The sequence below is a fragment of the Chloracidobacterium sp. genome (genome assembly GCA_016720705.1).
Lineage (GTDB): Bacteria > Acidobacteriota > Blastocatellia > Pyrinomonadales > Pyrinomonadaceae > OLB17.
The window spans coordinates 1,135,445-1,158,955 of the sequence record JADKKB010000007.1; the positions used below are offsets into that span (position 1 = coordinate 1,135,445).

Annotated in this window: 22 protein-coding genes; 6 read left to right on the forward strand and 16 right to left on the reverse strand. The window is 52.2% G+C overall.

From position 1 onward, the window contains the following. Positions 1-51 precede the first annotated feature (51 nt). On the reverse strand, positions 52-3,309 hold the full coding sequence (locus IPQ00_12330; GenBank protein MBL0241345.1) for a TonB-dependent receptor: 3,258 nt from the start codon (positions 3,307-3,309) through the stop codon (positions 52-54). 661 nt (positions 3,310-3,970) lie between these two features. Between IPQ00_12330 and IPQ00_12335 the strand changes: the two genes are divergently transcribed. Both IPQ00_12335 and IPQ00_12340 read left to right on the forward strand, forming a co-directional pair. Next, a complete protein-coding gene (locus IPQ00_12335; GenBank protein ID MBL0241346.1) occupies positions 3,971-4,372 on the forward strand; it encodes a hypothetical protein in 402 nt (133 codons plus the stop codon). A gap of 137 nt (positions 4,373-4,509) precedes the next feature. Beyond that, a complete protein-coding gene (locus IPQ00_12340) occupies positions 4,510-5,571 on the forward strand; it encodes a hypothetical protein (GenBank protein MBL0241347.1) in 1,062 nt (353 codons plus the stop codon). Between the two features lie 16 nt (positions 5,572-5,587). Here the strand turns inward: IPQ00_12340 and IPQ00_12345 are convergent, their stop codons facing one another. Next, positions 5,588-5,731, reverse strand: a complete 144-nt coding sequence (locus IPQ00_12345) for a hypothetical protein (GenBank protein MBL0241348.1) — start codon at positions 5,729-5,731, stop codon at positions 5,588-5,590. 60 nt (positions 5,732-5,791) lie between these two features. Here IPQ00_12345 and IPQ00_12350 point away from each other — a divergent pair, with 60 nt between their 5' ends. Continuing rightward, a complete protein-coding gene (locus IPQ00_12350; protein MBL0241349.1) occupies positions 5,792-6,469 on the forward strand; it encodes a M15 family metallopeptidase in 678 nt (225 codons plus the stop codon). Positions 6,470-6,622: 153 nt separating this feature from the next. On the opposite strand, the gene IPQ00_12355 is transcribed toward IPQ00_12350, so the two are convergent. From IPQ00_12355 to IPQ00_12370, 4 genes are all read right to left on the reverse strand, one after another. Beyond that, entirely contained in the window at positions 6,623-6,820 is a 198-nt protein-coding gene (locus IPQ00_12355; GenBank protein MBL0241350.1) for a hypothetical protein, read from the reverse strand. Positions 6,821-7,073: 253 nt separating this feature from the next. Continuing rightward, on the reverse strand, positions 7,074-7,751 hold the full coding sequence (locus IPQ00_12360; protein MBL0241351.1) for a YceI family protein: 678 nt from the start codon (positions 7,749-7,751) through the stop codon (positions 7,074-7,076). 34 nt (positions 7,752-7,785) lie between these two features. Beyond that, positions 7,786-8,178: a hypothetical protein gene (locus tag IPQ00_12365; protein MBL0241352.1), complete on the reverse strand. Its 393-nt coding sequence runs from the start codon at positions 8,176-8,178 to the stop codon at positions 7,786-7,788. A gap of 70 nt (positions 8,179-8,248) precedes the next feature. Further along, entirely contained in the window at positions 8,249-8,638 is a 390-nt protein-coding gene (locus IPQ00_12370; GenBank protein MBL0241353.1) for a hypothetical protein, read from the reverse strand. A 49-nt stretch (positions 8,639-8,687) separates the two neighbouring features. On the opposite strand from IPQ00_12370, the gene IPQ00_12375 reads away from it, so the two are divergent. Next, entirely contained in the window at positions 8,688-9,200 is a 513-nt protein-coding gene (locus IPQ00_12375; GenBank protein ID MBL0241354.1) for a DinB family protein, read from the forward strand. Further along, entirely contained in the window at positions 9,201-10,358 is a 1,158-nt protein-coding gene (locus IPQ00_12380; GenBank protein ID MBL0241355.1) for an NAD(P)/FAD-dependent oxidoreductase, read from the forward strand. It begins immediately after the preceding gene. Here the strand turns inward: IPQ00_12380 and IPQ00_12385 are convergent. From IPQ00_12385 to IPQ00_12395, 3 genes are all read right to left on the reverse strand, one after another. Further along, positions 10,355-11,176, reverse strand: coding sequence for a hypothetical protein (locus IPQ00_12385; GenBank protein MBL0241356.1), 822 nt, complete (start codon positions 11,174-11,176; stop codon positions 10,355-10,357). The two genes, IPQ00_12380 and IPQ00_12385, sit on opposite strands and share 4 nt — an antisense overlap. 107 nt (positions 11,177-11,283) lie before the next feature. Continuing rightward, on the reverse strand, positions 11,284-12,018 hold the full coding sequence (locus IPQ00_12390; protein ID MBL0241357.1) for a hypothetical protein: 735 nt from the start codon (positions 12,016-12,018) through the stop codon (positions 11,284-11,286). A gap of 81 nt (positions 12,019-12,099) precedes the next feature. After that, entirely contained in the window at positions 12,100-12,621 is a 522-nt protein-coding gene (locus IPQ00_12395) for a hypothetical protein (GenBank protein MBL0241358.1), read from the reverse strand. Positions 12,622-12,728: 107 nt separating this feature from the next. Here IPQ00_12395 and IPQ00_12400 point away from each other — a divergent pair, with 107 nt between their 5' ends. After that, complete coding sequence (locus IPQ00_12400; GenBank protein ID MBL0241359.1) at positions 12,729-15,551, forward strand: hypothetical protein; 2,823 nt, start codon at positions 12,729-12,731, stop codon at positions 15,549-15,551. Here IPQ00_12400 and IPQ00_12405 read toward each other — a convergent pair. The 7 genes from IPQ00_12405 to IPQ00_12435 all read right to left on the reverse strand — a co-directional run bounded on the left by IPQ00_12405 (position 15,538) and on the right by IPQ00_12435 (position 23,198). After that, the gene (locus IPQ00_12405; protein ID MBL0241360.1) at positions 15,538-16,938 is read right to left on the reverse strand and encodes an O-antigen ligase family protein; all 1,401 of its coding nucleotides are present in this window, start codon (positions 16,936-16,938) and stop codon (positions 15,538-15,540) included. The genes IPQ00_12400 and IPQ00_12405 overlap by 14 nt on opposite strands. Before the next feature lie 4 nt (positions 16,939-16,942). After that, positions 16,943-18,202 (reverse strand): hypothetical protein, encoded by a 1,260-nt coding sequence (locus IPQ00_12410; protein ID MBL0241361.1) that lies wholly within the window; start codon positions 18,200-18,202, stop codon positions 16,943-16,945. An 18-nt stretch (positions 18,203-18,220) separates the two neighbouring features. Further along, on the reverse strand, positions 18,221-20,023 hold the full coding sequence (locus tag IPQ00_12415) for a glycosyl transferase (GenBank protein ID MBL0241362.1): 1,803 nt from the start codon (positions 20,021-20,023) through the stop codon (positions 18,221-18,223). 36 nt (positions 20,024-20,059) lie between these two features. Further along, the gene (locus tag IPQ00_12420) at positions 20,060-21,292 is read right to left on the reverse strand and encodes a glycosyltransferase (protein MBL0241363.1); all 1,233 of its coding nucleotides are present in this window, start codon (positions 21,290-21,292) and stop codon (positions 20,060-20,062) included. Between the two features lie 136 nt (positions 21,293-21,428). Further along, on the reverse strand, positions 21,429-21,929 hold the full coding sequence (locus IPQ00_12425; protein ID MBL0241364.1) for a dTDP-4-dehydrorhamnose 3,5-epimerase family protein: 501 nt from the start codon (positions 21,927-21,929) through the stop codon (positions 21,429-21,431). Between the two features lie 87 nt (positions 21,930-22,016). Next, positions 22,017-22,394 (reverse strand): GxxExxY protein, encoded by a 378-nt coding sequence (locus tag IPQ00_12430; protein MBL0241365.1) that lies wholly within the window; start codon positions 22,392-22,394, stop codon positions 22,017-22,019. A gap of 75 nt (positions 22,395-22,469) precedes the next feature. After that, positions 22,470-23,198, reverse strand: coding sequence for an NTP transferase domain-containing protein (locus IPQ00_12435; protein ID MBL0241366.1), 729 nt, complete (start codon positions 23,196-23,198; stop codon positions 22,470-22,472). Between the last annotated feature and the right edge of the window lie 313 nt (positions 23,199-23,511).

Sequence of the window (23,511 nt, forward strand, 5' to 3'; positions counted from 1 at the left end):
AAAAGGCACGCTTGCGAACAAGCGTGCCTAAACTTCCGTCTGACCGGAAAATTAGAATTGGAATCTAGCACCGAGCTGCATCTGGAATACCTGCTGGCCCGGATTTAATCCTGAGAGATTCAGCTTACCGTTGTTGGTAGCCGAAGGACTCTGTTGGATCAAATTCAAGAAGTTGATATTCGTGATGCCGCTAAGGCCACAAACGTTATTTGACGTAGCGCAATAGTTCGTTGTGGACGATCCTGAGAACTGACTGTCCGAACGATTCATTACGTTAAAGAACTCTGCACTAAGCAAAAGTTTGCGGGTCTCGCCAAACTTGATGCCCTTTTGAACGCGAAGGTCGACGTTGTAGATCGGACGATTCGTAAAGTAATTACGTCTCAATTCCAATCCCGGTGCCGTCATCGGTCGCTCGTTGCTATTTCCGTCGCCGTTAAGGTCGGATCCGACGCGTGAATCGACGGGTGAACCCGATCGAAGGCGGATCGCACTTGACAGTTCGAAGCCCCACGGCAGGAAGAAGATAGGATTAGCAACAAACTGGTGACGACGGTCGAGTCGGGAATTATACATTTCCGAGCTCAGATCGTACGGATTGTCGTACAACACACCGCCGGCATCGCGTTCGTTATCGTCATCCGACATCGAACGTGAAAGCGTGTAGAACGCATTGATGCGGCCCCACTTACGATTCATATTCATTCGGAGCGTCAACGCACGGTATACCGATCTCGCCGACGAATCGCGGATCTGAAGAGTTCCGATATTGGTCAGCGGACGAAGCGATCTGTTAACCAGAACGCGACCGGAAACAGGATCGAGACCGGTCGGTGCCGGCAGATTGATGTCGCGGTTACGCTGCAAATAGATCGTGTTTACTTCTGAGTAGTCAGCACCGATCGTGATGCCGCTCGACACCTGATGCTCAACTCCGCCGCCCCACTGGAACGACTGCGGATTTTTGAAATCAGGATTGATTCCTACAAAGTTAGCTCCCTGGAAAGCACCGAGGTTAGCCGGCGGATTCGTGGTCGCATTCAGGATCGAGGTCTGGATCGTCGCGACCTGAGCCGAAGTCAAGATCGGGAGCGATGCGAGCGAGATCGTGTTGAGATTGATACCCAGGATCGCAAATTGGCGATAAACCGTATTAGGTGTAAATCCGGTGCCGCCCATAATTGCGACGTACTGCGGATTCTGAGTTTCAAACGTTGCCAGATTAAATCCGGCAGACGTAAATGCCGGCGAACCGAGTGTAACCGAAAGGTCACCTGCCGGATTCCGGAAATTGTTGAACGGTGCCGCAAGCACGATCAGCGGCGTACGTGCATAGTACTCACCAGCAAATCCGCGGATGACCGTCTTGCCATTGCCCATCGGGTCATATGCAAATCCAATGCGCGGTCCCCATTCATTCTGGCTGTCCGGGATGATCGACGGGTCGAGTTTGCGGTTGCCAAAGAGGGGCCAAGCTGTGTTGCGGACAAGGTTAAGTACCGGCGTATTGTTTGCCTCGGCACTCGGGTTGTACTGCTTTTCAAAGCGAAGACCAAAGTTGACCGTCAACTTTTGGTTAATACGCCACGAATCCTGAGCAAAGAACGAAAGTTCTTTGATTCCGTAAGCACCCGACAAATTACCGATCTGCAAGTTGTAACGGGCCGTGGTCGTATCAAAGCGGCCGCGGACGGTCGCCGTACGATTCGTGCTCATTGCCTCAAGAATACCGGTCGTAGCACTCAGGCCGGAGAATGTGTAAACGCCGGTCTGGTTAAATCCAAAGGTCTGGTCGGCAAAAATATCACTGTACTCGCCGCCGAATTTGATCGTGTGAGCACCGGAGATAAAGGTCATTGCATCTCCGATCTGGATACGACGATCGTACTGGGTCGTGGGCAGGAAGTTACGTGTTCCGTAAACGCCGATGGCGGTGTTGATATTAGCTAACAACTCATTCGGCGTACGCGGACGCGTCTCACGAGCATATTGCCCACGAATTTCGTTAATAAGATTTGACGAGAATGTCGTGATCATCTGACCAACAAAGATGTGGTTGCGATCTTCTTCCGTACCATTCGTCGAGATCGAACTCGTTGTGGTCGGGTCAAGAGCGGTTTCACCGGTCGAGACGCCGTTGAGTGCCTTGTTGGCGGCAAAGTTGTAGCGGACATTGAAACGATTCGCATCATTCACGTTCCAGTCGATCTTGCCAAGTACGGCATAGGCATCGTTGGATGATTGATACTGAGCTTCATTTCCACGGTAGAAATTGTAAACAGCTGCCTGTCCGGCATCGACGGGTGTCGCAACACCGACTAGATTCTGGAACAGAACCTGACGCGGAGCACGAAAACGCTGCTGCTCGTATGACGCGAAGTAAAAGAGTTTGTCCTTTACGATCGGGCCGCCGATCGAACCGCCGAACTGATGCTGGGTCGGTGCGAGGGTAGCCTGGACACCGAGAGCGTTCAGACGCTGATCGGCAAGTGCCTTGGCAAAATTGTTGCCGGCCGCGAGCTGCTCAGGGCGAAGAAGGTAAAACAGCGAACCGCGAACTTCGTTCGAACCCGACTTGGTAACCGCATTGACGATACCGCCCGAGCTACGGCCGAATTCAGCCGAATAACCTGCTGCAACTACCTGAAATTCGCGAACTGATTCCTGCGGGATCGTAAACGCCGAGTTTGAACGCTCGCCGCCGCGGACACCGCCGAAGAACGGCTGATTGTAGTCGACGCCGTCAACGTTGATGTTGCTGTTGATACCACGCTGTCCGGAAAGCGAGATCTGTCCGCGTGACGGATCGACCTGTGCGGTCGGCGTCAACGTGACAAAGTCCTGAAAGCGGCGGCCGTTGATCGGCAGATTCTGGATCGCCGTTTCATTCTGCACCGCGTCAAAGTTGTTCGACGTCGTTTGCACGCCCTCAGCAGTAACCTCGACAACGGCAGATACGCCGCCGGCTCCGAGTGTTACGTTTGCATCGGTAATACGTCCAACCTGGACCTCGACCTCGAGTACGACCTCGGCAAAGTTAGCTGCGGTCGTCTTGACCGTGTACTTGCCCGGCTGCAAAAGCACGAAACGGTAAGTACCGTCTCCGCCCGTTGTCGAAGTTTTGGTTTCGTTTGTCGATTTGCTGATCAGTGTCAATGAAGCACTCGGGACAACAGCACCGTTTGAGTCGGTAACTACGCCCGTGATCTGTCCGGAACCCGCCTGTGCCTGACCAAATGATTGGCCGACCGCGACGAGCACCAACAGGATCATTGCTGATAATGTTTTGCTTGAAAAAATTTTAGTCATCTTGTTTTTATTGACCTCTTTAGGTGAAATCTTCCGGAGCATTATTGCTATAAATGAATTAGGAAGTTCCCTCTTTCTTTTGATTTTTGGATTTTTATATTACTTTTCGGATTTTATACCGTATTTCCTACAGTTCGCCGTCGCGAAAAGCAATCATAATGTCGCCGAACCTGCCATCTAAACCTATAATTGACAATCCTTTAGCTTGTAGGTGATTCCTATAATTAACGCATTGTCCGAAGGCCAATAACCCGGCGTTTTTAATACGTCCTCGATAATGCAATTTAAGTACCGCAACGACTGTAAATAAGAGTGGCACCCGAGTAAGAAATCCCGGTTAACACATTGTTAAGTCTTTGTTACGCGTTTGACCCTTGCCTGAGCCCTTAAATTTTTGTCGGCGGCGGGCAACCTTTTGCCTCTCAAATGCATTTTACGAGTGGTCGCTGCGATACCGTTGTCGGTATTTACGCCCATATTTGTAATTTTTATCGTTACAAATTAGAATGATCGCGACATCTTGGAAAACCCTTTTAGATAAAAGGGTTTCGGGAACAGTTTGAAAACTTGACTTTTTTGTAATTATGAATTATGTTTGTCTCGAAATTTGCTGAATCCGATTTTTCAGGGTCAGCGAACTACAATCCTTAAAGGAGGGAATATGTCACAGGTAGAACACGCTACGTCATCATACAAAACGCCTATGCATCATCGGATCTTGGCTAATATGCCCGTTCAGGCCAGTTGGATAGACTCGGTCAGCGGTGAAACCATTACTATTGAGGGAATGACTGAAAACGTTGGTGAAACCAGCACGCTAGTCAATCTCGAAACCTTGCCGCCGGTAGGCAGCGAGGTCCGTCTTCGACTTATGGAAGAAGATAAGGCGATCATCGAGGTTTCGACTCAGGTCATCCGTGTCGAACGGGATCCGAGCAAACCGCTTGCCGCACTTAATGTTTCAGATAACTTTAAAAAATGGAAGAACATTGCCGTGACCGCAGCCCAAGCTTGGGTTACACGGCACTGGCAGCTTAACTACGAAGAAGAATGGGTTAACTAATTAATTATTACCATTATTCGTCATCATACTAGGGCGGGGATCCTCAATTATCAGGGGTTCCCCGCTTTACTCTTTGCCGGCGGTTTTAAGATATCGTCAGGCGAACTCCAAACGCCCGTCGGGCATCAATGTTAGAGATGAAAGGTTTACTTGCGATCACTATTTTTCTAGCCCTTTCGATCGGCGCGATCGGACAGGTTACTCCGTTGACACAGGCGGAATACGTCAAGCTTTTATATTCACTGCAGAAAGATCCGCAGGTAAGGCAGGAAATCGTCGATGCCCTCAGGAAACGCGGGATCAGCTTTGCGCTGACTGATGGCGTCAGGGGATTGACGCGGTCCAAGAGCAGCGGTGATGAGGAGTTGCAGCGTTCGCTTGAGGAAGCAGAGCGTCGGCGGCAAAACCCGCAAGGTGCCCAGATGCCTGCGCCAAAGGATGCCGGAGCGATACTCGAGCGCACTCGCGCAAATACGCTTGAGGCCGTCGGCGAGATGCCAGACTTTGTCGTAAAGCAGCAGATACAGCGATCGTGGGCATTCGGCGGAACCAACAATTTTAAAAATCTCGACCGATTGGTCGTAGCCGTCAGCTATCGCTCGACCGGCGAAGAGGACTATCGGGTACTTTCGACCAACGGCATCCTAAACAATGACCCGAAATCGAAAGGCAGTTACGAGGACACCGGCGGTACGAGTTCGACCGGGGAGTTTGTGACGATGCTCGCTACGGTCTTCAAACCGGAGAGCGAGACAAAATTTGAGATCGTGGACACCGACGTCATTCGAACCAGAAAGGTTTTGGTATTCGATTTTGTCGTGCTGAAAGATAAGGCTAAGCAGATGATCACCTCGGCGGGCCGGGTCACGACCGACTCGACAATATCGGGGATGAAAGGCCGCGTATGGATCGACCGCGAGATCGGGCGTGTTTTACGTATAGAGAGCGAGGCGACCGAGATCCCGGACAACTTCCCTGTGCGTTCGGCCAAACGCATCATCGACTACGATTGGGTGACAATCACTGACGGCAAATACCTTTTGCCGCTGCTGTCTGACGTCAGGCTTACAAGCCGCGAGAGCTCTAAACTGATCGAGACCAGAAACGTGATCAGATTTAAGGATTATCAGAAATACGGAACGGATGTTGTGATCCGGGACGATGATGTCGAGCCGGAGCCTGCGACAAAGAAACCTTGATCGTAAAAGAGGTCGCTTAGTTGAACGAGTAATAAGCACCGGCGGCGATGATGCCTAGCCAGACTAACCCTTTACCGAGAAAAAACAGAAACGCAATGATGCCTGCGCGTTTCGTCCACTTTCGGGCGGGACATACGTTTTTGTTAGCGTTTTCGGACATCTCTGTCCAACATAACTCTTCCGTATATTTTTTTCAATACCTGAGGTATAAGTTTTGATAATGTCACGAAATCCGAGTTCTCGATTTACGATTGTCATTTTTTGGCTTATCCTTTCCATAGGCGTACTTGGCCAGAGCGGTCCGCCAAAGGAAGACAACAAGCGAGAAGCCGACTTGATCGAACTTACCAAACTCAGCAGATCGATAAAACTCGACATCAAGTACGCCACGACTGACAATTTTGTCGGCAAGGTGGTTTATCCCGAAGCAAGGGCTTTCTTGCAAAGACCGGCGGCCGAGGCCGTGGTTCGTGTGCACAAATTACTCAAAAAAGAAGGTCTCGGTCTCGTCATTTACGACGGTTATCGGCCGTGGGCGATTACAAAGCTGTTTTGGGAGGTCACACCGGAGGACAAACGGATGTTTGTTGCCAATCCCGAAAAGGGCTCAAAACACAATCGTGGATGTGCTGTCGACCTCGGCATCTACGACCGAAAAACCGGAAAAGCAATACCTATGCCCTCCGCCTTCGATGAGTTTTCGGATCGTGCATCGCCCGACTACAAAGGCGGCACCGACGAAGAGCGTGCCAATCGCGACAAACTGCGGCGACTGATGGAAGCCGCCGGTTTCACCGTCAACGCCAACGAATGGTGGCACTTCGATTTCAAAGCCTGGCAACAATACGCGATCTACAACATTGCGTTTTCCGACATCGAAAAACACACCGGACAATAGAACAAAAGCCCGTGAATTGACGCCCGAAAGAACTCCGGCTCGCTCACACGATCGAGCGGTATGAATCTGAATCGAGAATTGTAATATTGCACGTCTGCCTCCGGCCTTAGACAACAGGCTCGGCCAGCAACTAACGCGGCGTTTTGCGCACCTCTAAATTTGCGGGGTGGAGCCTTTTTTGCCAACCTTTCTTCCTGCTTCCGAGCCGAACGCCGTTGCACCGTCGAAGTCTCCGGGCTGGCCGATGACTTGAAAGGTCGGAGCATCGATTGCAGAAGCCCGCACGGAGTAAGGGCGTCCGTCGTCGCGGAGAATGCCCTTACTCCGTGCGGGCTTCTGCACCGGGACCATTCCGAAAGTTTCGATTTGGCGAGAAACGGCCATGCTATTTTTGCGAGCGGTGTTACTTGCACATCGTAAAAATGGCACGATTTGTGGCTGCAACATATTTGTTGACAATGGCTTACAGGCGGCCCGCGTGTTCAAAAATGGCACGATTTATGGCACGAATTTTGGCACGGTGAGGGTCGGGGTCTTGCACCGGAAAATAGAAAAAAGGCCGGGATCGGCGTCCGGCCTTTTTCATCTGCACATTGCGGATCGACTATTGTTTTGTTGCTACCGCGGCGGGCTTGGTGCCGTTTGCTTCGATCTGCAAAACGATCTTGACGTCGTCGGAGAGCGTAGCGATGCCATTCGGCATATTGCCTCCATAATTGACGCCAAAGTCACGTCGATTTATGGACGTTTCAGCCACGATACCCATCTTGGCACCGGCCTTTTCATTTGCCGGCACCCAACCGGCGATCTGAAACGGAAACGTGATCGATTTGGTCACGCCTTTCATCGTGAAATCGCCGGTGAGCATCAGGGCCTTACCCTTTTTCTCGACCTTTGTGCTTTTGAAGGTAATGTCGGCAAATTTCTCGACTTCAAAAAAGTCCTTTGAGCGAAGGTGATTGTCGCGTGCGGCGACGCCGGTATCGACGCTCGTAGCCTTTGCGGTAAATTCGACCGTGGATCTCGTCACGTCTTTGGCGTCAAAATTTACCGTGCCGGTAAAATCCCTGAAAAATCCGGGAACCTCGATCAGGCCCATATGCTTGACCTTAAAGTTGATAAAGCTGTGTGCCTTATCAAAACTGTACGCACCGCTGTCGCCTGCGGGCGTATCGGCGGCAAAACGCTGAGCGAACGAACGATTAACGGCCTGGGCACCTGTCTGAGAAAAAATGACAAATGCTATGACGGCAATGCCGAGGAACAAAGAAACTCTTTTCATATTTTTAAATATCTCCTGAGATCAGATCAAAAGCTTATTGTATGGCCAGCGTTATCGAAAACTTAGCCGACCGCGGATATGTATTCGAGCGGCGAACAAACACCATATAGTCACCGGTCTCGGGCACGACAAACTCCATTGTAGGTTCGGCCAGATCGGTGCTGTCGTTGCTCACTTCGTCGTTAAAGAGACGATAAGCGAAACGGAGCGAATCGGGGTTGGTGATATAGACGGTCTGGCCCTTTTTTGCACCAAAGACAAATTCCTGTTCCTGATCGCCGGAAAGCGTACCGGTCAAAACAGTCTGGGATTTGCCCTTAGCAAATTTGACCCTGCCGGGCTCGGCCTTACCGCCGCCCTGGGCAAATGACGAAGCCGAAACAAGTGCAATAAAGGCAATGACTAAAAGAAACGAAGTTTTGTTCATTAATATCAACTCCCGAAATTTACTATTAATGTTTACGACCCGAGTTAGATGCAGTTAAGCGACGCAGGGTTTATTTGATCGAAATTCTTAAAGAGAACCTAGCCGATCGTGTGCCGGTCGCCTTTTTACGAATGGTAAATAGATAATCGCCGGCTTCCGGCACTTCGAACGAGTATGATGCGGAACTGTCAAAGTCACCTTCTGAAAAATGCTCTTCGTTGAACACTCGAAAATCGAACTGACTTTTTGTCGCGTTGCTGATAGTCACTATCTGGCCTTTCGCGGCGGCGAACACGTATTCCATTTCCTGGCCGTTTCGCAAGGTACCGGAAACCCCCGAACTCGAAGTGCCGGCCGCAAACTTGATCCTGTTGGGTTCCGCTTTGCCGCCGCCTTGCGCAAATGATGCTTGGCCGACTCCGGCTAAAATGAACAAAATACCAAGGAGTAGAAGTCTCATATACGTTTCAACCCGAATTTCACCTATGACTTTGATACTATACCGCATTATGAAGCGACCCGAAACAAACGAATATGCCCCCTACTACGGCGGGTACATTTCACAGATCAGCGGTGAGAATGTGCTCGAAGCACTTGAAACTCAGATCGAACAACTCCAACAAATGCTCGCCGGAGTCCCGGAGGAAAAGGGCAGGTTTGCCTATGCACCTGGTAAGTGGACCCTCAAGGAGGCTCTGAGTCACCTCATAGACTGCGAACGTGTCTTTGCCTATCGCATTTTTAGGATCTCACGTGGTGACCGGACGCCAATTGAGAGTTTCGACCAGGATGAATACATTGCGACATCAAATGCGAATGAGCGCACCTTTGCGAATCTGATCGACGAACTGTCTCTTGAGCGCAAGGCAAATCTCATAATGTTGGAAAATATTAGCGACGCTGACTCGGCACTGATGGGAACCGCTAGCGGAAAGCCGGTATCGGTACGCGCTCTGACATATATAATGGCCGGACACATTACCCATCATTCCAAGATACTTGCCGAACGATATCTGAGTTAAATGGAGTACGACGCCATTATCATCGGCGGCGGCGCAGCGGGCTTATTCTGCGCTTTGCAGGCCGGCAAACGCGGGAAACGCGTGCTGGTTATCGAGCATAACGCCGATGTCGGACGAAAGATCCTGATCTCGGGCGGCGGACGATGTAATTTTACCAATCGCGATTTGAGAGCCGAACATTTTGTCTCATCCAACCCACATTTTGCAAAATCTGCACTTGCGGGTTACACGTCGTCGGACTTTATCGAAATGGTAAAAAGGCACCGGATCGAGTTTTATGAAAAAAAGCTTGGCCAGCTTTTTTGTCGTCACAGTTCGCGACAGATCGTCGAGATGCTTTTGGCAGAATGCCGAACTGCACGGGTCACTATCAAGACTGCTTGTACGGTAAAGAGCGTATCGATGGATGAGAAATATGTCGTCGAAACATCCGAGGGTAATGCGGCGGCAAAGTGTCTCGTTGTCGCTTGTGGCGGATTGTCATTTGCGAAGGTCGGCGCGACGGATCTGGGGCATAGACTGGCCAGGCAATTTGGCCACAAGATCGTGGAGACCCGTCCGTCGCTTGTCGCGCTTGTCGGCAAAGGCCGAGATTGGCCGCAACTCGCCGGAGTTTCGGCGGATGCGGTAGTATCGGCAGGCAAAATGTCGTTTCGTGAAAATATACTGTTTACGCACCGCGGCCTTTCAGGCCCGGCGATCTTACAGATCTCGAATTACTGGAAAAAAGGCGTACCGGTCGCGATCGATCTGCTGCCGGACACCGACGTTATCGCCGCGATCGAATCAGCACGGACTAGCCGTCAGACGCTCGGCAACTACCTCAGCCAACTTCTGCCGCATCGTCTGGCGCAATTTGTCGCCGAGCGTCGTGGGGTAAATAAGCCGCTCGACCAACTCAGCAATAACGAACTGCAACAGGTATCTGAGGAGCTAAATCACTGGCAAGTACAATTTACCGCAACGGAGGGATATGACCGAGCCGAAGTGACGCTTGGCGGCGTGTCGACCGCGGAGCTTTCGTCAAAGACTATGGAGAGCAAGTTGTCACCCGGGCTCTATTTCATTGGGGAAGTCGTCGATGTCACCGGCTGGCTCGGCGGATACAATTTCCAGTGGGCTTGGTCATCGGGGCACGCCGCTGCGTCAGCCCTCTAATTTTTGCGAAAATCTTCGATGTCCAATCCAAATCTCTCTTTCACATATTCCTCTTGAGCTGCATTGACGCTCTGCAGATTTAGCAATCGCCGTTTGCTCTTAGTAATATGCACTTGGGCCCTGCCCGACATTTGTTTCAACATATCACGTCCCTCTTCCGCCTCGGCATTGACCCGCAAGTGCAAGTCAAACAGCTCCGAAGAGAGCAGCTTTGCCTTTTCGGCGACGAGTTCGATCAGTCGTCGTCGGATCTGAAAGATCTGCCTGATCGCCCGGACCAGTTCGTCGCCGACCGAGTCGCCCTTGACCAGATCCGGACTATTGCGAAAATCGTGGACAAGCTTATTCAACCGCTGTTGGTCACGGGACGAGTACGCGTCGTTGAGTTCGGCCATTAGTCCGTGACGACGGTCCTTTTCATCGGCATCCAGAGCAAGGTCCGGATGGATAATGCGGGCAAGATCGTGATATGCCTTTTTCGCCTCAGCCGTAGGAACCCATTCCCCGGCCGCGTGTTCTTCGGCCGCCAAAGCTCTGGCAGCGGAGTCGTCGGCTCGCCGGCGGAGTTCCTCGACCTTTTTTTTGATCTCCTCATCATCCGGTACGAGCTTCAATTCTTCTTCGGCGATCAGGGCATCTACTTCGTCCTGTTCGGCATAGAGGCGACCGACCTGCATCGTGTACTGCGCCTCAAATTGTTCAAGCTCGGAACTCAGGTCTACGATCTCTTCCTCACGGTCGGCAAGCCGATCCTTGAGTCGGTCGAGTACTCGTAACTTTTTTTCAAGCTCGATCTGCTCGGGAAGAATATTGTTCATATTCGAACCGCAACGTGCGGACGGACGGGACGACGCCAAGTCGTTGAATGTTAAGAAAGGCGCTGAAACGAATCTCAACGCCATTCAAAGTATTGGGTCTGCCAATTTTAGCTAGCTGAGGCTTCGCTCTGGATTGGCAAATTGATGTAAAGGATGCGGGTGCAACTCTCGCACGTAATTATTTCGTCACCCTTTTTGACGTTGACCTGCATCTGCGGCCGCAATGACATAAAGCAGGCACTGCAAGAACCATTTACTACCTCTGCTACTGCAATACCGTCGCGGCTGCGTTGTGCCAGTCGATCGTAAACGGAAGCCAGTCTCGTCGGCAACGTCGAAAACGCCTTTTGACGATGCTTCGACTCGCTATCAAACTCCGACTTATCCTTGGCAACCTGCTTGTCAAATTCGGCAAGAGCCGCGTCACGCTTCGCGTCCAGGCTGTTGATCTCTTCGGCACGCTCAGCAAGTTCCTTTTCAACCGACTCGGCGGCTTCTACTGCCTCGATCACCTGTGCCTCAAATGTCGCTATCTGTTTCTGAAGGGCATCCGTCTCACGCATTGCAGTTTCATATTCTTTTTGATTTTGAGCGTGTTTGAGGTTACGGTCGGCCCTTTCAAGGTAGGTCTTATTTTCGGCTATCTGTTTTTCAAGCCCGGCTCGATCGGCGTGGAGCTTGTCGCGCCGGGCCTGGATCTCTCGAATTGAAAAAGCGTGCTGTTCAAACTCATGTTCGATCTCAGCACGCTTGGCAACTGCGGTTTCTATTATTTGTTTCAGTCTACGAAGATTGGTATCTGTCTTCTGTAATTCGACCAACTTATCAAGATCTGCTTTCACTTAAAAATCTCCCTAATACGATTCGACTAATAATTTTTTATTCTAACGCAGATTTCGTCTAATAAAAAGTGCCGAAATCCATCACGAGTCGCCCAGAAATATTCGAAGGTGTTGATTTATGTCCGCGATCCGAAATGGCACTCGCAGACCCTCGTCATCCTCGACGTGCCAAATGGGCAGTTCGCCTGCATACGCAAGCGAGAGTTCGGCATTTGCTCGCGGTATCCCGAAATGGGTCAGTCGGGCCGCCGCCAAGGCACCATTGCGCATAATGCCGTCCGACGGCGTTCGCGTCCAACCCGCTTCGAGTGACAAACATCTTACCCCTGATCGAACACGAAACAGCGATCCGACCATTCTCGACGCACCGCGTTCAAAGCGATGAGGATGTTCACGCTCAACGACGATCGTCGGGCAATTGCGTGCTACATCGGCAACGAGTTCGGCAAATACGTCTATGATCCAGCCGACGGCTTCGCCGCGTATTGCGTCATTTGCGGCTTTTAACCGAAGGTATTCGACAACATCGTTGCGGCCGGCATCGGCAGCTTTTGCTTCCGCCGCCGATAACATTTGCGACCAAATATGGTCGAGTTCGTTCATATAGCGAGAATAAGTCGCTACGGGCTAAAATACAATTTCGTGATATCATTCTCAGGCTTGGGCCGTCGATATTTTTCGCCGTCGCGGCAGTTTATGTCGCTCATAATATGAAATATCTTTCAGTTGTTTTTGTTTTGTGTATATTGATCCTGCCTGCCTATATGCAGTCCGGCAAAGCGAAATCAGCATCGTCTACAAAGCCTTCAGCAACACCGAAAAAATCCGGGCCTGTAAAATCGCCGAGCCCAAAGACGAAGGCCAAGCCCACACCAAAAAAAGCTCCGAATGAGAATGAGGCCTTTGAAAAAGCGTCCTCGGTAACGGAGCCAACGGAACGGATCAAGTCTCTAAAGAAATTTCTGCGGGACTTTCCAAAGACCGAAAAGAAGCAAGCTGTATTGCAGATGTTGGTGGTCACCCAGACTACTGAGGGCGTCACTTTACTCGAAAGCGGGAAGTCGCCGGAGGCCGCCCGTTCATTTGCCGCGGCGGCTAACGATGCTCCGACGCCGATCCCCGATACGCTCTTTAACGACAATTTACTTAAGTCCCTGCCGACATTATTTTGGGGTGGTGAGCGGATCGCGGCCTTTGAGATCGCAAAGATCCTCGAATCAAAGTGCGACTCGAATGTCGGGCAATTGTTGTCGATCGCGAACTTCTATCTGAGCGTGGAAAACGGCTCCCAAGCACGCCGAGTAACCGAACTGGCGATAAAGGCCGATCCGGCCTCGACCGCCGCGTTTCTCACCCTCGGACTCGCCAACAGGATGGATTTCCAGTTGGAAGAATCAGTTTCCGCATATTCAAAAGCACTTGAACTGGCCCCGGACTCGCTCATCGCACGGCGCGGATTGGCTGAGATGAAGCGAGCGGTCGGAAAGTCGGACGAGGCGGTGACGCTGTATAACGAGATATTGGCAAAGGACGAATCGAATTTACCTGCCCGAACCGGGTTGATACTTTCGCTATTTGAAGCCAGTAAACGCGGCGAGGCTGAGGCCGAGCTAAAACGCTCGATAGATACGAATCCCGGCAACGTTATGTTGCTTGCCGGTGTAGCATACTGGTACGCCGCAAATCAGAAAGGAGCCGAGGCAATAAACTATGCTCAACAGGCGATAAACGCCGATCCGAGGTTTGTCTGGTCGCATATCGCACTGGCACGCGGATATATGGCTGAGCAACGGTATCTGGATGCCGAACGCACCCTGCTTGCCGCCCGTCGGTATGGTAATTTTCCGACACTTGATTACGAGATCGCTTCAGCTCGCCTCGCCGCGGGGTTTTACCGCGAGGCCGCCGAGGAATTGGCGGGAACATTTGCAGTTAAGGACGGACGTGTGACGACCCGGTTGGGCGGCCGGATCGAACGTGATGCGGACAGCTTGTCCGAACTCATCGCGGCGGAACGCCAAGCTAGCATTTTCACCCCGGTTGCAGCCGATAGTGCCGAAAATTCGAAACTACTCAAAGCTCTGCTCGAATTTTCGAACGAGATCGCCAGCAAAACAACGGACGATACCGCACTTATTAAAGCTGCGTCCACCTTCACAAGCGGCGATGACAAAATGCGGGTGCATCGGCTACTTTTTGCTGCCAAAGAACTCCTATCCGCTCGTAGAGCGGTAGAAACGTCGATAGAACTCACAGCGGCGGCCGTCGGAAAGGACGAGGTCGGACTCGAACCGCCAACTGCAGCCGCCGCGATCCTCGCGGACGAATTATATGAAAGCCGTCGACTTGCCGCGTCGCGCAGCGAGTACATAAAATTGCCGGATGTCCCGAGGATAACTCTCTCGACCATACTCCGCGGCAGGATCGAAGAACTTAACGGCTGGGCGAGTTTGCAGAACGGTAACCCGAAGGATGCCACTATTCACCTAAAACGAGCAATAAGCGTGTTGCCCGGCGATACGCCCTGGTGGCGTTCGAGTATGTGGCGACTCGGCGATGCGTTAGAGTCTGATGACAAAGCGGCCGAGGCTCTCGAAGTTTATATAAAGGCCTACAAAGCCGCGCCGCCGGATATGATCCGTTACTCTATCGTCGAAACGCTTTACAAGAAGGTAAATGGAACTACTGAAGGGCTGAACGGCAAGGTCGGGGCCAATCCAACTCCCCCCGCGCCCGTTGCTGTCGTACAACCGACACCGACTCCGGAAGCCTCGGTTGTTGAACCTGCGGCAACTCCACAGCCAGCGAATGACACTGAGGCCACTATCGCTTCGCCCAGTCTAACGCCGACGCCGATGCCTGAACCAACGCCCGCGGGCGAACCTGTCAAGCCTGAACCCATCGCTTCGCCGGCAGCCGTTGATAAAACGCCGATCGATAACAGTGCAAAACCAGCGGAACCAGTGGCGGAAAACATTCAGGCCGTCAGTACGCCGAAAATTGCTACTCCGGTCACTGAAAAGTCCGCAACGGAAACTTCGGCAGAAGCGAAACCGAACGCCAAAGCTGCTCGATCGGAGAGCAGCCTGTTTCCAGCAGTGGTCATCACTATTCCGTCGGCGACTGCAACCAAACCGGCCTCGACCGACACAACATCTGCCGAGCCGACACCTATCGACGAATCAAAACCAACCGTTGACAAAGCTTCGGCCGAGGCCCGCCCTCGTGTGATCGAACCTATCGCGGAATTGCCAAAGGAATGTTCCATAAGCCTCAGCGACGAGTCGATCTCGCTCGAGGCCAATGGCAGTGAACTGGCAGTCGTCGTCGGGATCGACGAGGATATCGAGCTTTCAGATATAAAGAGCGTGTCCGAAAGTGGGGAGGACGTGACGGTTAGGCGCGAAATGATCGGCGGTATCAAGGGACGAGCACTATACGTGATCAGGTCGGTCAGCAGCCGAAAGGGAACATTCAAAATTATGTTCACTTTGCCGTGTGGGCGAAAGCAATTGACGGTCAACGTTCGCTAGAACGGCGAAAATTCACATCGACGATGGCGACCGTTGCCAACATCAAAAATACGAACGCATTTGACGGCGTCCTTAGCGGAAAGTCAAAAAAGCTGTGAATCAGAATCCCGAAGCAGCCGGCCAATGCTCCGATCGATAGGGCTCGCCTATACGACGATCGAGTCTCGCGGATAACCTTTACCCCCTTGGCAAACAAGAAATAGATGAATGCCGCCACACATATAAAACCTAAAATACCCGTATCCGTTAGGGTCTGCAGGTAATCGTTGTGAACTTGTTCGACCCTAAAAACTCCGGGCCACGAGTCGTATTTGGTAAAGGCAACGCCGAACGCGTCAAAGCCAACTCCAATGAATGGGTGGTCAAGAAATATCCGGATCGCGGCGGACCAGAAATGTGATCGTCCGTTGCTGAAATCATCACGGCCGGCAAGCCCGATCCCGCGGATCACCGCGTTGTCCTCGCCGAGAAACAAAACCGCACCAAATATAAGGATCAGGAAACCTGTACCGTAAGCCACCATCAGAGTTCGGCGGTCGCGGCCCGTGCCCGCCGTCTCGACAGGCAATTCTTCGCGGCGTGCAAAAAGAGTCGCAATTAACACAAACCCGAGTGTCGCAACCAGTCCGATAAGCCCGCCGCGTGAACTTGTCATCAACGTTGCCATCCCCATCAGAACCGCCGCTACGAGTAGCAACAGCCGTTTTTCGCGGCTTGTGTCACGGGCAAAGAGAAATCCGAGCGTCACACCGGCACACATAACCATAAACGCGGCAAAATGGTGCTGGTTTACAAACGGCCCGAACGGGATCGCCTGCGGCGTACCGCGGATACCATAAATTCCTTCGGGGTTTGCCAGCCGCTGTAGAATGCCGAAAAATGCCATTAGCGAACCGAAGAGCGTGATAAGTGCGGCGATCGTTCGCAGACGCTTTTCACTGTTAACAAATGTCAGGGCAGCGGCAAAAAAGATCGTGTATTCGACAAGTCGTACCAGGAGTAACCGTGTTGAATAAGGATCGAGCGATATGGACGATCTGTGTGGAGAGGCCAAGATCCCGGTCGAAGTTTCGGGGGCGAAAAGAGGGAGTACTTGGATCAGCCCGACAAGTATGAGCCCGATCAGAGGCAAGACTATAACGTCGCGATTAAACAGAAATGCCTTACCAAACCAGGCGTCCGCGACCCACAGAATACCGACCGAACCAATGCACACGGTAATGACAACCCAAGTTCCCTGATCGACACCGCCAAACAAAATGGTAGTAGATACAACGAGGATACATAAAAGGGCAAAGATCGCCCGACTGGTCTGCGATGGGGCCAAGCCGACAATTGCCGGCTCAAACAAATTCGGCCGCCGCCCACTTTGTTCTAGATCTTTCATTAAGTTATCTTGCGGACATTGAAATATCGTCGATCCATAATTTTCCCGAAATAGGACAAACCGACGAAATGCAACCATCGCGGACAAGCCTTATGATCACTCCGTCGATCGATCCCGGAGCCTGAAACTCGACGCGGAATTTACTCCATTCAGCCTGTGGACCAAATGGGATCGAGCGGCCCAAAGATTTTCCGGTTGATGCGTCGGCGATCTCCAATGCTACCGACCCCTTGAGTTCAGATCGATAAAATCCCTCGACAGCGTACAATGACGACGGTTCGACCGCGACAGTTTGGGTGATCGGCCTCATCTCGGCAGCTTGCATCGTGTTAAAGATGAGCAATAAACAATACCGCCCGCCGTGAGGTTGCCCCTCGCTCAGACCGATCTGAGGGTCCGTCCCCGCACCTATCTGCCACTCAAACAACTTGGCGTCGCGGAGTTTGATCTGAGATTCAAAATCACCATTCGTGATCCTGCCGACGCCCGGAAACGTGTTTGCATCTGCGGCGATCGACGACATAGTCTTGCCGGCAAGCCTAAACCGATATCCCGCCGCAAGTTGGGCCACCAAACTATCGCTTAACGCTCGATATTTGATATCGACGGCGGCGGAACCCATCCGCTCCCACGCACTGACGGCTTCGTCCAAACGCTTTTGGCCTATGAAATAGCCCGTAAGGGCGGCGTTGACGTCGGGTGTATTACCTAGAATCGTCCTGACCTGTTCGCTATCACCGTCAAGCAATTGCATCACCATCGACGTTGCCGCCGGCAACAGCTCCGGCTTGCCGCCGACCGCCAAACGGATCATCGCAAAACCCTCGGTCGAGCGGCCCGAACGGATCAGCCAATTGCCGTATGCCCACTGCACATCGGCATAATTTGGAGCTAACTCCAGTGAACGCTTAAACGCCAGCTCCGCTGCGTTGGCATCACCCGCGCGTTCGAGTGCCTTGCCCAGTGCGAGCCAAGACAGATAGTTGTTGGGTGTCAGGGCCGTCGAGGCATCATACTCCGCGAGTGAGATCTCTGCATCGCTCGGGTCAAACGTGCGTTCCCGCAGTACCGCAGCCGCAAAATGGGTTTGCGGGTCAGATGGTGCGAGGGCGATCATCAATTCAGCTATCTCGGGCAGATCGGCTCGGACAGAAACCGCATTGGCAAAACTCCATTTGCCAAAAAACCAAATGAGGCACAGACAAGCGAGCACCGCCGCACCCAATATTATCCGTGACAGCGGGCTATCCGTTTTGATGATCACAAGCGCCATATCGTGCGGTTATTCAAAATCGACTGGCTCGATCGACATCCGAACCCGCTTGAGCGAAATGTTGTTTTCGCGGCATAGTTCCCGTAGTTCCCGGAGTTTGGCCGGTTCCAGCTTTCCGGTGGAGATCAGCATTTCCGAGGACTTTGTTTCCTCAAATGTCTCGACGATATGGTCGGCCGAAAATACCTTTAGGCCGTGGATCAACTTGTCAGACTTGCGCGGATCGTCATCGATAAACCCGACCGGCACATAATTGAGCTCAGGATTGTTACGCAATTCCCTAAGCACCATTTCACCGCCATCGCCCGCCCCGTATATCAGAGCTCGACGCCCCTCGGCACCGACCGGCAACGGGATCGCCTGGCGGATCAGGCGAAACATCATTCGGCTGCCGACCAGAGCCCCAAGGACAAGCATCCCGTCGATCACGAGCACCGTTCGCGAAAAATACTCAAAGCGGTACAGTAGCAGAAGTGCCAACACGCTTAGTACGGAGCCAAGAGCCGACCCCTTGGCAAATGTGATCATGTCGCCGATGCTCGTGTATCGCCATAGCCCTCGATAAACGCCGACGATCAGAAAAGCCGACAGTTTGAGCAATACGAGGATCGGTAGGCTCTTGAGAAAAAGGTCCCAGTTTGCCGTCTCCTCGAACGGCCCGAAAACGATAACAAACGCCGTATAGTAAGCCAGCGTTATCAGAAAAGCATCGAGAAATACCTCAAATATGCGACGCTTGTAAGAGAAGTTGACCAGAAAGGCAAACGCCGCGTTATTGCCACCGGCCAAAGCCTCCTGCTCACTCTCATAGACCTTTACCTTTGAAAGGTAGACACCGATGATCACCAGTACGATCGAAAACACGCTGATCAGTGCGAGGCTCTGGGTGACCTCCAATTGGGCAACAAGCAGCGACAACGCTCCCGCACCGATCGCAAATGAATAAAGCATCAGGACCGCGGCACGCTCCGAGAGTCCGAGGGCGACGAGCCTGTGTGAGGTATGGTCGCGTCCGCCCTGAGATGCCTTGCGGCCCCACATCTTTCTAAGAATGGTGACAAATGTGGTGTCAAAGATCGGCACAAAGAGGATCAAGACCGGCACCGCAAGTATCGGCAGCAGTCCGCGTGACTTGCCGCCTGTTTGATTAAGCAACACCGTCGATCCCAGCAAAAATCCGACAAACATTGATCCGCAATCGCCCATAAAGATCGATGCCGGATTAAAGTTGAAAACTAAAAAGCCAAGCAATGCTCCGACAAATACCGCGATCAGCAGTAGATCCTCGGTCTGACCGTTAGCCGCAAAGTTGAGCCCGAGCGACACCGCCCCGATCGTAGCAATGCCCGCGGCCAGGCCATCCATATTGTCGAGCAGATTGATCGCGTTGGTAATACCGATCAGCCAAAATACCGTGATCCAGATATCGACGATCTCATAACCGGTTATCGGCAGTTTCAACCCGAAAGCAATGACGACACCCGCACCGATCAATTGTCCGATCAATTTTTGATATGGCCGGATATTGAGAATGTCGTCGACCAAACCTACCAGGAACAACAGCGCACTGGCTCCAAAGATGATCAGCGACAACCTTGTCATCGGCACAAAGAGAAAAAATGCACCTACCGTAGCGAGGAATATTGCCGCACCGCCGAGCATTGCCGTCGGCCGATTGTGCCATCGGTCAGATTTAGGCTTGGCGACAAAATCGTATTTCCACGCAAATCGCCGGACCGCAATCGTCATTAACAGCCCCAATATGAAACTAATAGCGACGACAACGTAAGGATCTTGTGTAAATGAAAGCATCACCTGAATTAAAAAAAGGTTCGGGGTCGGTGCGATCTAGGAGTCACCGCCGGCGAGTCCTCGGTAAAGCTCGCGGATGTCGCACACGAGGCGATCTTTTGAATATTGTTCCGACACAAATACCCGGCCCGCGATCGATATGCTCTGACGTAATTTTTCACTTTTCGCGAGATAAAGCAAGCCCGCCGAAAAGGACTCGTCCGAATCATCCTCGGCAAGCACACCGCGTTTGCAGATAGTAAAATTATCACGCTCTTCGACAACAGAGCCCGCGAGATCGACGACGCCCCCGACAGCGGTCGAAATAAAAGGCACGCCCGCCGCCATTGCCTCGATCAGCGACAGCGGTGTTCCCTCATTTCGCGATGTCAGAGCGATTATGTCGAGACCCGGCAACAAACCGGCGACATCGGGCCGATTGCCTAGAAAAGTAAACGCGGCCGCAACCCCATCCTCCTGCGCCAGCTTCTCGATCGTCGCGCGCACATTGCCGTCGCCGATCACAACAAATCGTATTTTTGGCTCCCCGGCGGACTTGTCGCGAGCGAGCCTCGCCGACCTGATCAGCAGCGGCAGATTTTTGATCTCGGTCAGACGTCCTACAAAACCGACAACGATCTCGTCATTGGCGGCACCGATCTCGTCACGCAAAACCTTTCGGTCCGACTCGCTGAACGAAAATGCTTCGAGGTCGATGCCGAGCGGTATGACGGCAAACTGCCCCGGTCGGCCGACACCGAATCGGCCGTGGATCTCATCCAACTGCTGAGCCGAGATCGTGACGATCCGGTCAGTTGCCACGCGGGCTAGCACCTTTTCGATCATCAGGAACAAGCGCGTCTTCAATACGCCGTAGTAGCTGTGAAAGACGTGTCCGTGAAATGTGTGGATGACCGCAACGCGTCGTGGACGCCCGACAATTGTTCCCGGGGTAAGCCAGCGGTATAGAAACGCAGCGGCACGCCCGACCGTGCCTGCCTTAGCAGTATGTGTGTGGATAATGTCGGGAGAAAACAGGCTCATCTCGCGGTAGATCTTGAACAGCGAAATGCCATCCTTGATCGAAAGTTCTCGGCTAAGTTCGGGAATAAAGATCGGTTCGACACCATTCTCAGACGCGAAATATCCCATATCCTCTTCGCCAACAGGAACTGTGCCGGCTATGAGTTTGCTCTGAAACTCATCGTCCTCAAGCCCCCGCGTCAGCCAAACGACGTGACGGGCGGGGCCGCCGACATTTAGCCTGGCAATAATTCGTAGGACCTTCATCAGCAATAGGAAAAAAAGCGGCGGACAACGGCCGTGGGCGGAAACCGGTCAATGCCGGTGACGGCCTACGCGGCCACGCGGGCTGTGCGGGGTGCCCGTGCTGTCCGCCGAACTTAACAAAAATAGCATTGCCGAATCAATCCATCCGGTAGATCGTATCGGGGTCGTCCTCGTGACGGATCTCGTCGATCGGCTCGCGTTTGCCCTCTCCCATATAGAGCCGGTTGGGACAATTGATAACCATCCCGTCCGTCTCGCCGACATTCTTATATCCGTGTACGACGCCCTTGGGCACAACGACGGCCATCGGGTTCTCGACGCCGACCAGCATCGTCATCATACAATTGAACGTTGGCGAATCAGGACGGTTATCCCACAGCATCATCTTAAATGTCGACGGGCCGATAAAGCAAAACAGATCGGCCTGATCAACGTGCTCGTGCGGCCCACGCTGAACGCCGGGATTGGTAAACGAAATATACGACATCGCCGGATAAAACTCAGCATCCAGTTCGTCGTGGCGAAACAACTCCGCCAACCAGCCACGGTCGTCGTAAAACTTCTTTAACGGATAAACGACGACATCGTTGATATCATACGGGGTAAATATTGACTCATCTTGCTGGGCGATCGACATAATGTACAAATGGTATAAATGAAAAAATGCTAAAAGATAATTTTACCGCAAAGTCCGCAAAGTTTGTCGCAAAGTCCGCCGAGAGGATCAAAGCCCGTTCACAACTCTCTTTACTCCGTTCTTCATAAGCGTCACGTTGAAATTTAATATTAGCCCAAGCTTACAGTCTGACAGTTTAAGGTAAGTCAGCACTTGAGCCATATGTAGATCGTGGATCGCATCTACAGCCTTCACCTCGATCACCAGTTTTCTTTCGACAAAAAGGTCGATCCGGTAACCGCATTCGAGTTTAACATCCTGATAAACCAGCGGCAGGGCTTTTTCCTTTTCGACAAAGAGGCCTGCCTGCGAAAGTTCGAAAAACAAACACTCCTGATACGATGATTCCAGAAGTCCGGGCCCGAGTGCGCTATGAACCTTGATCGCCCGATCGATCACAATATTGGAAAGTGAATTCTCGTCCATTCCTTTTCGTTACTTTGCGTCCTTTGCGGGTTTCACTTTGCGAACTTTGCGGTTAATTCCACTTTACCGCCGAGACTATATTTTATTCGCACCCGATTTCGCGACGAGGTTCGACGCCAGCAGCAGGCTCTCGAAGGTCCCGGCGTCGGTCCACCAGCCTTCGAGTTCGTTCCAGCTCATAAGCCCATTGCGAATATAATGATTGTTAACATCGGTTATCTCGAGTTCGCCGCGGCCCGACGGGACGAGCGTCTTGATCACGTCAAAGACCGTCGCGTCGTAAAAATAGATCCCGATCACGGCCATATCCGATTTGGGCTCGGACGGCTTTTCCTCGATATTCAGTACGCGCTCGCCATCCAGCTCCGGCACGCCGAAGCGTTGCGGGTCAGGCACGCGCTTGAGCAATATCTTGGCTCCCTTGCCCTGTCGCCGATAATCGTCCGCCGCCGCACCAATATTGCCCTCGATGATATTGTCGCCGAGGATCACGCAGATAGGTTCGTCGTCCGCAAAATGCTCGACCAGAGCAAGTGCGTCGGCGATGCCGCCCTCACCCTCCTGATACGTATAGTTGAGATGCTTGAGCCCAAAATCCTTGCCGTTCCTGAGCAGTTTCAGAAAGTCGCCGGCCGAGTTGCCGCCCGTCACGATCATTATGTCGTCGATGCCCGCGTTTACCAGAGCCTCGATCGGATAATAGATCATCGGCTTGTTATAAACCGGCAGCAAATGCTTATTTGTGATCCGCGTCAGCGGGCTCAAACGCGAGCCCAGTCCACCGGCGAGTACTACACCTTTCATATATTTATTGTTTGTTTCCGACAGCGGTCCAAAATGATCGGTCGCTGAAGATATGAGCCCGGGGTTCGGCCTTAGTAAAGGTTGAGCCCGTCCCAAACGGCCCGTCCGCTGTAAAACTTTGTTCCGATATTGAGACAAGGGATTTTGTCGACGCTTAACCCGAGCCTTTCCCCGTCTTTCCCAGACGCGATTACCATCGGCCGTGAGGCAGGATCCCGCGAAATAATCGGTTAATTTCCAAACGAACCAAGCGGACGGTTATCAAAACGATAATATAATACAGTGGGCTCCGGGCTTTAGCTTACCCCCGCCA